Annotated in this window: 13 protein-coding genes; 3 read left to right on the forward strand and 10 right to left on the reverse strand. The window is 69.8% G+C overall.

The window, feature by feature from the left end; genetic code table 11:
• Positions 1-148: 148 nt before the first annotated feature.
• A complete protein-coding gene (locus tag A6E15_RS00150; protein ID WP_006180449.1) occupies positions 149-343 on the reverse strand; it encodes a cold-shock protein in 195 nt (64 codons plus the stop codon).
• Between the two features lie 96 nt (positions 344-439).
• Complete coding sequence (locus tag A6E15_RS00155; RefSeq protein WP_076148112.1) at positions 440-676, reverse strand: DUF7573 domain-containing protein; 237 nt, start codon at positions 674-676, stop codon at positions 440-442.
• Between the two features lie 108 nt (positions 677-784).
• Here A6E15_RS00155 and A6E15_RS00160 point away from each other — a divergent pair, with 108 nt between their 5' ends.
• On the forward strand, positions 785-979 hold the full coding sequence (locus A6E15_RS00160) for a hypothetical protein (RefSeq protein WP_066302856.1): 195 nt from the start codon (positions 785-787) through the stop codon (positions 977-979).
• A gap of 13 nt (positions 980-992) precedes the next feature.
• On the opposite strand, the gene A6E15_RS00165 is transcribed toward A6E15_RS00160, so the two are convergent.
• The 6 genes from A6E15_RS00165 to A6E15_RS00190 all read right to left on the reverse strand — a co-directional run bounded on the left by A6E15_RS00165 (position 993) and on the right by A6E15_RS00190 (position 7,770).
• Entirely contained in the window at positions 993-2,003 is a 1,011-nt protein-coding gene (locus A6E15_RS00165) for a 5,10-methylenetetrahydromethanopterin reductase (protein WP_076142839.1), read from the reverse strand.
• Positions 2,000-2,770, reverse strand: coding sequence for a coenzyme F420-0:L-glutamate ligase (locus tag A6E15_RS00170; protein WP_076142840.1), 771 nt, complete (start codon positions 2,768-2,770; stop codon positions 2,000-2,002). The genes A6E15_RS00165 and A6E15_RS00170 overlap by 4 nt, the downstream gene beginning before the upstream one ends.
• 67 nt (positions 2,771-2,837) lie before the next feature.
• Entirely contained in the window at positions 2,838-3,359 is a 522-nt protein-coding gene (locus tag A6E15_RS00175) for a cupin domain-containing protein (protein ID WP_076142841.1), read from the reverse strand.
• 92 nt (positions 3,360-3,451) lie between these two features.
• Complete coding sequence (locus A6E15_RS00180; protein WP_076142842.1) at positions 3,452-5,110, reverse strand: hydantoinase B/oxoprolinase family protein; 1,659 nt, start codon at positions 5,108-5,110, stop codon at positions 3,452-3,454.
• Positions 5,107-7,152 carry a hydantoinase/oxoprolinase family protein gene (locus A6E15_RS00185; protein WP_076142843.1) on the reverse strand — a complete coding sequence of 682 codons (2,046 nt, stop codon included), beginning with the start codon at positions 7,150-7,152 and terminating at the stop codon, positions 5,107-5,109. Before A6E15_RS00185 ends, A6E15_RS00180 begins: the two co-directional genes overlap by 4 nt.
• Positions 7,153-7,236: 84 nt before the next feature.
• Entirely contained in the window at positions 7,237-7,770 is a 534-nt protein-coding gene (locus tag A6E15_RS00190) for a metallophosphoesterase family protein (RefSeq protein WP_076142844.1), read from the reverse strand.
• Positions 7,771-7,951: 181 nt separating this feature from the next.
• Between A6E15_RS00190 and A6E15_RS00195 the strand changes: the two genes are divergently transcribed.
• Positions 7,952-9,364: an NUDIX domain-containing protein gene (locus tag A6E15_RS00195; protein WP_076142845.1), complete on the forward strand. Its 1,413-nt coding sequence runs from the start codon at positions 7,952-7,954 to the stop codon at positions 9,362-9,364.
• 262 nt (positions 9,365-9,626) lie between these two features.
• Entirely contained in the window at positions 9,627-10,556 is a 930-nt protein-coding gene (ddh, locus tag A6E15_RS00200; RefSeq protein ID WP_076142846.1) for a D-2-hydroxyacid dehydrogenase, read from the forward strand.
• Between the two features lie 336 nt (positions 10,557-10,892).
• Here ddh and engB read toward each other — a convergent pair whose 3' ends face one another.
• Both engB and A6E15_RS00210 read right to left on the reverse strand, forming a co-directional pair.
• Entirely contained in the window at positions 10,893-11,516 is a 624-nt protein-coding gene (gene engB, locus A6E15_RS00205) for a GTP-binding protein EngB (protein WP_076142847.1), read from the reverse strand.
• A gap of 85 nt (positions 11,517-11,601) precedes the next feature.
• Positions 11,602-12,075 (reverse strand): DUF485 domain-containing protein, encoded by a 474-nt coding sequence (locus A6E15_RS00210; RefSeq protein ID WP_076142848.1) that lies wholly within the window; start codon positions 12,073-12,075, stop codon positions 11,602-11,604.
• Positions 12,076-12,103: the final 28 nt, after the last annotated feature.

Genomic DNA, 12,103 nt, shown 5'->3' on the forward strand with positions numbered 1-12,103 from the left:
CGCTCCGAGACATATGTTTTGTGTCATGGGAGTTACCACTTCAGTGAGGCGTATCGGTAGCTGATCGACCGATCGTCGCTCGCAATCGTCGACAGTGCCGCAGCTACCCGGGTAGCAGTCGGAAAACGATACCTCCGTGCGGGACGGCCTAGAGCCGCTCGACGTTCGTCGCGCGTGGCCCTTTTTCAGCCTCCTCGATATCGAACTCCAGTTCCTGCCCCTCCTCGAGGTCAGGACCGCCGATGTCCTCCATGTGGAAGAACACGTCCTCGTCCGCGTCGTCAGTTTCGATGAAGCCGTAGCCGCCAGTGTCGTTGAAGAAGTCGACCGTACCTTTCGCCATTGCACGTGTACAAAGCCGCGACGAAGATATAAAACTTCGGGAGCCCGCCCGCAGGACAGCCCCGAGAAGCCGGCCGTTACCGCCGGCAGTCGCCGATTACCACGATTTGCAGTCCGGACAGACGAGGTCGCCGTCTGCCCGCCAGACCCGGTCGACAGCGGCCTCACAGCAGCCGCACGTATACGTTCCCCACGCGTACGTCGAGCGGGCGGTCTTTCCGTCGCCGGGACTCGAGTCGCCCCCTGCCGCGTCGGTCTCGGCTCCGCAGCCGTCGCCGTCCGATTCGGTGGCCGTCCGGTCGTCGAACGCCGAGAGCGTCGCGTCCTCAGTCACGGGTCGGTGTTGGAACGGGAGCGGCTTAATCGCTCCGCCGAGGGCCGTGTGGTCGATCGACGGGGCGGGACCGGCACGGACAAGTAGTCCCGATAACAACCCCCGCATATGGACACCATCACACCGTCGAACATCGTCGTGGACAACCTCTCCGAGATGATCGAACTCTTCAGTGACGTCGCTGCCGGAGACGGCCTCGCGCCGTTGCTGGTCCTGATCGGCGGCCTCCTCGTGGTCTTCGCGATGGTCGTCTTCGGTGCACTCACCCTCGGCGCGGTCGGCAACCTCTTCACTGCGAACTGACCCCCGCTCGTTTTCAGCGATCGTCGCTCGCGCGCGCCAGCGCCTCGCTCGCCCGTTCGACCGCGTCCTCGAGGTCCGGTCCCAGCGGCGAGCCGACGACGATTCCGCCGACGTGGGAAAGCGCCGCCGCGAACCGGTCGGCGACCGTCTCGGTCGTCCCGGCGATACAGAAGGCGTCGATCATCGACGGTGTGACGCGGCCGAACGCCTCGGGCAGGTCCCCGCGCTCGAGGGCCTCGCTCACCGCGCTCGCTGCTTCTCGGTCGATATCGTGTCGCTCGAGGACCGGCTCGGCGGCTCCGCCGACGATGAAGGCGACTGGCGGGCGGGCCGCCTCGCGGGCCTCGCTCTCGTCGGCGGCGACGCTGACGCTGGCGAAGGCGAGCGACTCGAACGCGCCGCGCTCGTCGGGCCGCTCGGCCAGTCCCTGCGCGACCTGTTCCGCCGACCACTCGAGATCCTTCGGATGCGCGGCGTTTATCAGCACGCCGTCGGCGTGTTTCGCGCTCATTCGAAGCATGTGCGGTCCCTGCGCGCCGACGTAGACCGGAATCTCCCCGACGGGCTCGAGGTTCAGCGAGGCGTCCCGCGCGGCGAAGGTCCCCTCGTGGGTGACCGTCTCGCCGTTCCAGAGGTCCCGCGCGAGGTCGAACGTCTCGAGGACGCGCCGGAGCGGGCTGTCGCGCTCGATGCCGAGGTTCGACAGCGACGAGCGGTCGCCGGCACCGACGCCGAAGACCGCCCGGCCGTCGCTGATCTCGTCGATCGTCGCGGTCTGCGAGGCGAGTTTCACCGGGTGAGTCTCGTAGGGGTTGACGACGCCCGGCCCCAGCCGCAGGTCGTCGGTGGCGTCGGCCATCCGGGAGCAAACGACGAAGGGGTCGCGGTTGAAGTAGTGGCCGCTCGCGAACGCGACGTCGAACCCCTCGTCCTCCGCGAGCGCGGCCAGGTCGGCGATCCGCTCCGGCGGGTGTTCGGGCGTGAGTTCGATCCCCCAGGTCGGCTGGCTCGAGTCGTCGCTCATTCGTCGACCCTCCACTCCCGCAGCGCCTGTCGTATCAGGTCGTCGTCGACCGACCGGAACAGTTCGTCGCTGCCCTCGTGGTCGCCGAACTCCCAGTCGCGGACGACGACTGCAGGGGTCCCGCCCGCGCCCTCGCCGGTCACGAGGTTCGCGGCGGCGGCGAGTTCGTCGATCACCGACTGGACGGTGACGCCGAGTTCGTGGCCGTCCCGGTCCCGTTCGCCGCGCCAGTCCCGGCTGGCGGGCAGCCCGGCCCAGCCGATCGCGACGCCGGTCTGGCCGTGTCGGAACGGTCGCCCGCAGGTGTCGGTCACCACGACGCCGACGCCCTCGTGGCCCCGCGCCGCGAGTCCCGCGCGGATCCGCTCGGCGCTCTCGCTGGGTTTGCGCGGCAACAGGAGGATGTCGTGACCGGGCACGTTCGAGCGGTCGATCCCCGCGTTCGGCGCGATGTGGCCGAACCGCGTCTCGGCCAGCAGGAACGGACAGTCGATCAGCAGCTCCGAACTCTCCTCCAAGACCGCCTGCGCGAACCGCGGGTCCTTCTCCTCGCCCGCGACCGCCTCGATCCGGTCGGCGATCTCCTCGGCCCGCCCGCTGACGGGATACTCCTCTAAGTCCGCCGTTCGGCCCTCCGCCTTCGAGACGATCGTACTCGCGACCGTGAGTACGTCGCCGGGCTCGAGGGCGGCCCGGTCCGCGACGAGGGCGGCGATGTCGTCGCCGGGGCGGACCTCGGGCAGGTCCGCCACGCCGTTGAGTTCCATACCGGTGCGTGGGGGAGCGGCGCTAAAAACGCACCGTCACCGGAGAATGGAGCCAGCGATTGACGGACTATAGCTCCGCGACGGTTGCACAGTCCTGACAGGAGATGACCGTTTCGTCGGGTTCGGGCATCCGCTCGTCTTCCGGGCGGACCGCTTCGATGTCGTGGACCGTTTCTCGCCCACAGTTCTCACAGTCGAACAGTACCTTCGTGTCTGCCCATCCGTGGCGGGGCTCCCCGACGCCGAGCGCCACGGCGACGACTCGTTCGTCGCCCTCGTTACCGCCGGTCTGATAGGAACCGCCGCGCTCGAAGTGAATGACTTCGCCGGGGCCGACCTCGTGGGTTTCGGGCTCGGCACCCGGCCCCGATTTCACCTCGAACGTGGCCGTCCCATCGATCACGTAGAACAACTCCTCCTGATCGTGGTGCGTGTGGTGGCCGCCGGAGAACGACTCGCCGGGCTCGAGTTCGAAGTGGACCATCGCGAAGCCCATCTCCTCGATGGCTCGCGAGAGCGGTTTGCGGCGGCTGTTGATACCCATGAAATGAGGGACGTTTTCGATCTCGTCGACACTTCGCTTTTCCATGCTACCACTAGGCATGGCGTGTACCCTCTAAAACGTTCCCGCCGTCCGGAACGTGTGGCTGAATATACCGTTGCCGCCCTGCTGCGTGCCGGTTACGACTCGTTTCGGTCGATCGACTCACCGTGCGTTCCGGCGGCTCGGTCGGTCTCGACCGATTTCGCGTTCCGCTCGCCCGGATCGCCGTGTCCGCCGCCGCCAGGCGTTTTGACGGTGACGGTCGTCCCGGCGTCGACGTCGACCGTCGTCTTCGCGGGCACCGCCTCGCCGTCGATCAGGTTCTCGCCCGTCGCGCCGTCCCCGCCGCCCGCGACGCCCTTCGGCGCGTGGCGGCGACGTTCGGTCAACAGCGACACCGTCGCGGGTTTCTCGACGGTCACCGCGCGCTCGAGGCCCTCGCCGCCCCGATGGCGGCCGCGCCCGCCGCTGCCCTCGCGGAGCGCGTAGCGCTCGACCCGGAGCGGGTACTCCGTCTCGAGGGATTCGACGGGCGTGTTGAGCGTGTTGGTCATGCCGACCTGGACGCCGTCCATGCCGTCGCGCTCGGCGCGCGCGCCGAAGCCGCCGCCGATCGTCTCGTAGTAGGCGAACGAGCCGTCCCGCGCCCCGATGGTGAGGTTGTTCATCGTGCCCTGTCCCTGCGCGGGGACGCGGTCGGGCGCGGCCTCGGCCAGCGCGGTGAAGACGACGTCGGTGACGCGCTGGCTGGTCTCGACGTTGCCGCCGACCACGGCGGCCGGCGCGGTCGGGTTGAGCAGCGATCCCTCGGGCGCGCTGACGCGAACCGGCTCGTAACAGCCGTGGTTCGGCGGGATTTCGGGGTCGGTGAGACAGCGGACGACGAAGTAGACGGCGCTTTTCGCGACCGAAAGCGGCGCGTTGAGATTGCCCGCGACCTGGTCGGCCGTCCCCGAGAAGTCGACGTCGATCGACTCGCCGTCGATCGTCACCGCGACCGCGATCTCGATATCGTCGTCGGTCACGCCGTCGCCCTCGAGGACGTCGGTCGCCTCGTAGACCCCGTCGGGCAGGGCCGCGATCTCGTCTGCGAGTCGCTCGCGGGAGTAGCCGATCACGGCGTCGAACCCGGAGAGGACCGTCTCGCGGCCGTGGTCGGCGAAGAGGTCGGCGAGCCGTCTCTCCGCGCGTTCGTTGGCGGCCTGCTGGGCGCGCAGGTCCGCCCGGCGCTCGTCGGGATTGCGGACGTTCGCGAGGACGAGCGAGCGGACCTCCTCCCGGGGCTCGCCGCCGGCGACGAGTCGGGTCGGCGGGAGCCGAAGCCCCTCCTGGTAGATCTCCTCCGCGCCGGCGGGCATGCTGCCGGGGGTCATCCCGCCCACGTCGGCGTGGTGGGCTCGAGAGACGGCGTAGCCGACGATCTCCCCGTCACCGCTCCCGTCCTCGGAACCGCCCGGGTCCGGGGCGATCGGCGAGACCGTCGTCACGTCCGGCAGGTGCGTCCCGCCGGTGAAGGGGTCGTTGAGGACGAACACGTCGCCCGGCTGCGGGTCGCGCTCGCGGACGGCCGCGACCGCGGCCGGCATCGCGCCGAGGTGAACTGGAATGTGTTCGGCCTGCGCGATCATCCGCCCGTCGGCGTCGAACAGCGCCGTCGAGCAGTCCCGCCGCTCCTTGATGTTCGGCGAGTACGCGCCCCGGATCAGGGTCTGGCCCATCTCCTCGGCGACGCTCTCGAGCTGGTTGCGCAACACCTCGAGGGTCACCGGATCGACGCCCTCGCTCGCGTCCGTCATCGGGACTCACCTCCGCGCGTCATGACGAGCGTGCCGTCGGCGAGGATCTCGCCGTCCCAGTTCGGGGGAACGACCGTCGTGCTCTCGGCCTGCTCTAAGATCGCCGGCCCGTCGACGGTCGCGCCCGGCGCGAGCCGGTCCCGATCGTAGACGGCGGCCTCGCGCGCTCGGTCGCCGGTCGCGGGGAAGTGCGCCGTCCGGGTCCCGACCCGGGCGTCGCCCGCGCCGCGATGACGGATCGTCGGCTCCGAACCGGGCACCGTCGCCGTCGCGCGGAGGGTGACGACCTCGATTTCCTCGTCCATCTTGTAGCCGTAGGCCCGCTCGTGGGCCGCGTGGAACCGCTCGGCGACCGCCGCGGGGTCGAACCCGTCGCCGACGGGGACGGTCAGTTCGAAGCTCTGGCCCGCGTACCGGCAGTCGGCCGCGCGATCGACCGCGGCGGCGTCCGGATCCGACGCGTCCGCCAGCACGTCGGCCACGAGGTCGTCGTAGACCCCCTCGAGGTCGGCCGGGGCCGCGTCCGCGAGCTCTTCGCCGACGGTCCGAGCGGCGTCGTAACTCTCGTCGGCCGCGAGCAGGCCGTACGCCGAGAGGACGCCGCCGGGTCGCGGGACGACGACCCGGTCGATCGACAGCGAGTCGGCGAGCGCCGCGGCGTGCATCGGTCCCGCGCCGCCGAACGCGACGAGGGCGAACTCGCGAGGGTCGTGGCCGCGCTCGACCGTCACCGCGCGGATCGTCCGCGCCATCGTCGCGTTCGCGACCCGGTAGACCCCGCGGGCGGCCTCGAGCGCGCCGTCGAAGCCGGCCTGGTTGGCGAGCCCCTCGAGGGCCGCTCGGGCGGCGTCGACGTCCAGCGTCATCTCGCCGCCGAGCGCCGTCTCGGGGCCGATGTAGCCGAGGACGACGTTGGCGTCCGTCACGGTCGGCTCCGTTCCGCCGCGGCCGTAGCAGGCCGGCCCCGGCTCCGCACCCGACGATTCGGGGCCGACCCGGAGCGCGCCGCCGGAGTCGACCCACGCGATCGAGCCCCCGCCCGCGCCGACGGTGTTGACGTCGACCATCGGCGTCCGGATCGGCAGCCCGTCGATCTCCGCGTCGGTCGTCCGCTCGGTCCGCCCGTCCCGGACGAGGCTCACGTCGCTCGAGGTGCCGCCCATGTCGAAGGTCACGAGCCCCGCGACGTCGGCGTCGTCGACGGTCGCCGCGGCACCGACGACGCCCGCAGCGGGCCCCGACAGCGTCGTCGTCACCGCGTGGTCCCGGACCGTCTCGGGGTCGGCGATGCCGCCGTTTGCCTGCATGATCCGCGGAGCCGGCATCCCGGCCGCGTCGGCTTCCTCGACCAGCCGCCCGACGTAGCGGTCGATCGCCGGGCGGACGTAGGCGTCGACGGCGGTCGTCGAGGTCCGCTCGAACTCGCGGAACTCCGCGAGGACCTCGTGGGATGCCGAGACCGGCACCGCGAGTTCCTCGCGAAGCGTCTCGGCGACGACGCGCTCGTTGTCCGGGTCGGCGTAGGAGTGCAAGAGACAGACCGCGACCGCCTCGACGTCGCGCTCGCGCAGCGTCGCCGCCAGATCGCGAACGTCGCTCTCGTCGACTGCCCGCTCGAGGCCCTCGGCGGTCGTCCGCTCGTCGATCTCGAACCGCCGGTCGCGGGGCACCAGCGGCTCGGGCTTTGCGGCCTCGAGGTCGTACAGATCGGGCCGATCCTGCCGGCCGATCTCGAGGACGTCCCGGAACCCCTCGGTGGTCACGAGCGCCGTCTTCGCGCCGCCGCGCTCGAGCAGGGCGTTGACCGAGACGGTCATCGCGTGGGCGAAGCCGTCGATCTCGCCCGGCGAAATGCCGTCGTCGTCGCAGGCCTTCTCGATCCCCTCGAGGACGCCGCGGTGCTGGGGATCGGTCGAGGGCACTTTGGCGGTGACGAGGCGATCGTCGATCGAGAGCGCCACGTCGGTGAAGGTACCGCCGACGTCGACGCCGATTCGGGCGTTCGATCCGGAATCGGCGGCTGTTCGTTCGGGAGGTCCCATCGATACGCGTCGGATTGTGCTCCCGTCGGTTTATACTCCGTCGTCTCCCGGTCGAGATCCGCGCCTTCGTTCCCCGGATCGGACTTATCCGGTTCGATGCTCGACCGTGAGGGTGCCGTCGGTCACGGTGGCGACGAACATGGTCTCGCGAGTCGTGGGCGCAGCGCCGGTGGCGCTCCCCGGGTTGAGCACCCGGACGCGACCGGCTGTGCGGCCCTCGTCGAACGCGACGGTCTCGTCGACCACCGCGTGGGTGTGACCGGCGACGGCGACGAGCGTCGCGTCGGCCGCCGCGCCCGCGTTCTCGCGGGCCGTCTCGACGACTCGCTCCCGCCAGTCGCCCGACGATCCGTCGCCGTGGGTGACGACGAACCGCACGCCGTCGACCTCGAGGGTGGCCGTCGTCGGCGCGTCGAGCGTCGCCGGATCAACGTTGCCCCGAACGGCGGTCAACTCGCCGCCCGTGAGGTCGACGAACCGCTCGTAGGCCCCGAACGACTCGAAGTCGCCCGCGTGGATGGTGTGATCGGCCGCCTCGATCTCGGTGACGGCCCACGCGGGAAGCGCCGACTCTCGAGTGGGCACGTGGGTGTCGGAAACGATCGCGATACGCGTCATAGCTGTGCGTTCGTCCGCAGTTCCGAAAAGCGTTCGTCGGCGGCCGATCCCCGGTCGCCGCCCCGCTCGCTCGAGTCGTGCTGAGTCGCCGCTTGCCTCGCGGACGGGTTCGGGACGAGTCCCGCGCGGTCCCAGTGGCGCGTTCGAAAGCGACACCTTCCCGGTCGCCGTGGGCCATCGTATGTGCCCGGACACCGACACCACGAGCGACGACCCGGCTCACGTCGTCACCGCGTTCCTCCGTCATCGGAGCGACGTTTGCTGCTTGCGCCGCAGCGACGCCGTCGGCACCTACCGTGGCCAGTGGGGCGGCGTCTCCGGGTTCGCGGCGGGGAACCCCGACGAACAGGTCCGCACGGAGATCCGCGAGGAGACCGGCCTCGAGCCCGGCGAGACGGTTTCGATCGTTCGATCCGGGCGGCCGGTCGCGTTCGAGGATCCGGACCTCGAGCGCGAGTGGGTCGTTCACCCTTATCTGTTCGACTGCGACACGAGGGAGATCGAACTGAGCGAGGAACACGACGCCGCCGAGTGGGCCCCGCCGACCGCGATCCTCGAGGACGACCGCGAGACGGTCCCCGAACTGTGGACCGCCTACGAGCGGGTCGCGCCGACGGTCCGGTCGATCGCGGCCGACGACGAACACGGGGCCGCGTTCCTGTCGGTGCGCGCGCTCGAGGTGCTGCGCGACCGCGCGGGCCTGCTCGTCGCGGAGCGGGAGGAGAGCAGCGAGGGATCGGAGATCCCTCGAGCGAACGGGGAACCCGTGAGCGAGGCGACATCGTCGCCTCGGAACGGCGAGCGGGGCACCCGCGAGCCCGGCCCACGGCCCGCGGACGAGCGGGACGAACTCACCGAACTCGCCGGTCGACTGCTCGAGGCCCGTCCGTCGATGGCCGTCCTCCGGAACCGGGTCAACCGGGCGATGGCCGGCGCTGCCGGGGACGACCGCGACGACTGGGGCGCGCCCGCCGTCCTCGAGTCGGCGCTGTCGACGATCGAGCGCGCGCTCGCGGCTGACACCGAGACCGCTACCAACGCCGCCGATCGCCTCGACGGGAGCGTGGCGACGCTCTCGCGCTCGGGGACCGTCCTCGAGGCGCTCGAGGCGGGCGAGCCGTCCCGGGTCTTCGTCGCGGAGTCCCGCCCCGCCCGCGAGGGGATCGACGTCGCCGAACGGCTGGCGGCGACGACCGACTGCACCGTGACGGTCCACACCGACGCGGCCGTCGCAGCCGTCCTCGCACGCGAGGACGTCGACCGCGTCGTGGTCGGGGCCGACACCGTCCTCCCCGACGGCTCGGTGGTGAACAAGACCGGAACCCGCACGCTCGCGGTCGCCGCCGCTCGCGAGGCGATTCCGGTGTCGGTCGTCGCCGCCACGGCCAAGGTCTCGACCCGCGAGGCCGTCTCCCTCGAGTCCGGCGACCGGTCGGCGGTGTACGACGGTGACGCCGCGATCGACGCGCTGAATCCGACCTTCGACGTGACGCCGGCCGACTGCGTGACGGAAATCGTTACCGAGCGCGGCGCGCTCGCGCCCGCCGAGATCGAGGCCGTCGCAACGGAGTTGCGCGACCTCGAGACGTGGTAGTCAGTCAGTTCTCGCTGTGACGGTCGGCCGTCGGACCCTCGTCCGTGAGGTTTTTGCGGACGGCTGATCTACGACCGCTAGGTGGCGATGACGAAAGTTACCCCCGCTTAGCCCTTTGTGATGAAACCTTTCACTGAGCCACCATCGTTCTGCCACCGGAGAGCCGTCTATACGTTCGGCCACCAGTACCCGATTCCATCCGTTTTCCATGTCGCTTTCTCGGTGGCAAACTTTCAACCGCGATTCGCGCGTAGCGACGCCCATGGAGTTCGAACTCGAGCGACTCGGGATCCACGAGTCCGTCGACGACGTATTTCCGCCGGCTGAACTGGCCGACTACCTCGCCGACCTGCCGGTCGATGTCTCGGTGATCGACGACGACGGGATCGCCGCCAGCGACGCGGTCGTCACCCTCGAGCACCGCGCGGCCCTCCTCGAGGTCGACTGGGTCCACTCGATACAGGCGGGGGTCGACCGGTTTCCCTTCGACGCCTTCGAGGCCAACGGCGTGGTCCTGACGAACAGTACGGGGATCCACGACCGGTCCGTCGGCGAGACGGTCGCGGGCTATCTCCTCATGTTCGCCCGTCGATTGCACGATCACGTCGCGAACCAGCGGGCGCGCCGCTGGGACCGACCCGAGTGGGACGCGGCGTTCACGCTGCCGGGGGCGACGGCCTGCGTCGTCGGTACGGGGACGCTGGGAACGGGCGTCGCAGAGACGCTGGGCGGACTCGGCGTGGCCCTGCGGGGGGTCCGACGCTCCGGCGACCCCGTCCCCGGCTTCGACGAGGTCTACGCGAACGACCGGCTGCTCGAGGCGATCGCGGACGTCGAGTTCGTGATCGTCACCGTTCCCCTGACCGACGAGACGCGCCACTTCTTCGACGCCGTGGCGTTCGACGCCATGCGCGACGACGCCTATTTCGTGAACGTGGCTCGCGGGTCGGTCGTGGACGAATCGGCGCTGATCGACGCGCTCGAGGCCGACGCCCTCGCGGGAGCTGCCCTGGACGTCTTCGAGGAGGAGCCCCTGCCCGAGGACTCACCGCTGTGGGGGATGGACGAGGTGATCGTTTCGCCCCACTGCGCCGCCTACACGCGAGATTACTTCCGGGACACCGGCGACATCGTCCGCGAGAACGTCGATCGGCTCGCGGACGGCGCGGCATTCCACAACCGCGCGGTCTGATCGCAGCCGCGATGTCGATGGCCGAGAGCGCGGCTCGAGCAACTGCGAGAGTCGCGTGATCCGGGGGAGGGCAGGCGCTTACCCGATACTCACCGCGAGCGAACCCGAAGGGTGAGCGAGCAGGCCGACGACCGATGTGGAGTGCGCGGCGCTACGCGCCGCGAATAGACGAACGGCGGAGCCGTGAGCCGAGTGACGCGAAGCGTCACGGAACGGAGGGAGGAGTGCTTTTGACCGAAACTCAGCGGGATCTCCGATCCCGCGAGGTCCAAAAGAGCGCTTCGCGCTCTTTTGAAGATTTTGCCGAGTGACGAGCGAACGCAGCGCAAAATTTCGTTAGAAGAACTTGAACAGATCGTCCCGCTGTTGCTCGTGGAGATGGCTCCGGACGGCCTCGTCGAGCGGCTCGAGTTGCCCCTTCTTCGCGCTGATGGGGGCGATGGTGTCCTGCCACTGTTTCCACGGCGGGTAGAGGCCGAGGCGGTCACAGAGCGCGTCGAGGCGCTCGTCCTCGTCGTCGACCTTGTCCATCTTGTTGACGGCGACGACGGTGGGGATATCGAGGTCGCGCAGGAAGTGAAACATCTCGACGTCGTAGGGAATCTCGTCGGGGCCGGAGTGGCGGTCGATGATGTCGACGACGCTCTTGCCGTCGACGACCAGGACTGCGACGAGGATGTCGTCGGCGTACGCTTCTAAGTAGCGGACGATCTCGGTCTTGATCTCCTCGCGGCGGTCCTCGTCGACGCCGCTCATGAAGCCGAAGCCGGGGAGGTCGGTGATGACGAAGTCCTCGGGGGCCCAGTCGTAGTGGTTGGGCGAGCGGGTGACGCCGGGCTTGCCGCCGGTGTCGAAGCTGTGGCCGGTCAGCTCGCGCATGAGCGTGGACTTGCCCACGTTCGAGCGACCGACGAGCGCCACCTCGGCGTCCCGATTCGGTCGCGTATCGAAGTCGATCATACGGTTCGGTAGGGCGGTGGGAGGTTTATACGCGTTGTAACTGGCCCCGGTCGCTCGAGCGTCGTCCGAGGCGTCGATGCCGGATCTACACGCCCGTCGCCACGAACGCCCCGCTCCCGACCGAGACGGCGACGAGGAGAGCGATCGCGACGAGACGGCGGCTCGAGGGGGTCGCCTCGAGGTCGACGTGGCGGCTGTCGCGGACAGTCTGGACGCCGAACCAGGCGATCGACGATCCCCCGGCGAGCATCGCCGCGGCGAAGACCCACGACGCCGTGTCGCCGACGACGATTGCGGATCGGATCGCCGAGAGCGTGACGACGGCCGCGAGGAGGACGTCGCCGATGCCGACGAAGACGTTCCACGGAATCGTTCGGTCGCCGACCGGAACCGAGACGACGAGCCCACCGACGATCATGAGGACCGCCGAGAGGGCAAAACCGGTCAGGAGGACCCCGGCGAGCGGGTCGGTGAGGACGTGCGGACCGAACGCAGCGAGATACGCACTGCCCAGCCCGAGCATGACGATGCCCAGCGGGAGGACCGTCCGTCGCTTCATAGGGGCAATTATTGGCTGTCCTACAACA

It is taken from the genome of Natrinema saccharevitans, assembly GCF_001953745.1.
GTDB classification, from domain to species: Archaea; Halobacteriota; Halobacteria; order Halobacteriales; family Natrialbaceae; genus Natrinema; species Natrinema saccharevitans.

Bases quoted from the DNA above. Each gene is read 5' to 3' on its own strand.
- A6E15_RS00180 (WP_076142842.1), bottom strand. From the start codon at position 5,110: ATGACGGACGCGAGCGAGGGCGTCGATCCGGTGACCCTCGAGGTGTTG.
- ddh (WP_076142846.1), top strand. From the start codon at position 9,627: ATGGAGTTCGAACTCGAGCGACTCGGGATCCACGAGTCCGTCGACGAC.
- A6E15_RS00175 (WP_076142841.1), bottom strand. From the start codon at position 3,359: ATGGAAAAGCGAAGTGTCGACGAGATCGAAAACGTCCCTCATTTCATG.
- A6E15_RS00195 (WP_076142845.1), top strand. From the start codon at position 7,952: ATGTGCCCGGACACCGACACCACGAGCGACGACCCGGCTCACGTCGTC.
- A6E15_RS00190 (WP_076142844.1), bottom strand. From the start codon at position 7,770: ATGACGCGTATCGCGATCGTTTCCGACACCCACGTGCCCACTCGAGAG.
- A6E15_RS00185 (WP_076142843.1), bottom strand. From the start codon at position 7,152: ATGGGACCTCCCGAACGAACAGCCGCCGATTCCGGATCGAACGCCCGA.
- A6E15_RS00150 (WP_006180449.1), bottom strand. From the start codon at position 343: ATGGCGAAAGGTACGGTCGACTTCTTCAACGACACTGGCGGCTACGGC.
- A6E15_RS00170 (WP_076142840.1), bottom strand. From the start codon at position 2,770: ATGGAACTCAACGGCGTGGCGGACCTGCCCGAGGTCCGCCCCGGCGAC.
- engB (WP_076142847.1), bottom strand. From the start codon at position 11,516: ATGATCGACTTCGATACGCGACCGAATCGGGACGCCGAGGTGGCGCTC.
- A6E15_RS00165 (WP_076142839.1), bottom strand. From the start codon at position 2,003: ATGAGCGACGACTCGAGCCAGCCGACCTGGGGGATCGAACTCACGCCC.
- A6E15_RS00210 (WP_076142848.1), bottom strand. From the start codon at position 12,075: ATGAAGCGACGGACGGTCCTCCCGCTGGGCATCGTCATGCTCGGGCTG.
- A6E15_RS00160 (WP_066302856.1), top strand. From the start codon at position 785: ATGGACACCATCACACCGTCGAACATCGTCGTGGACAACCTCTCCGAG.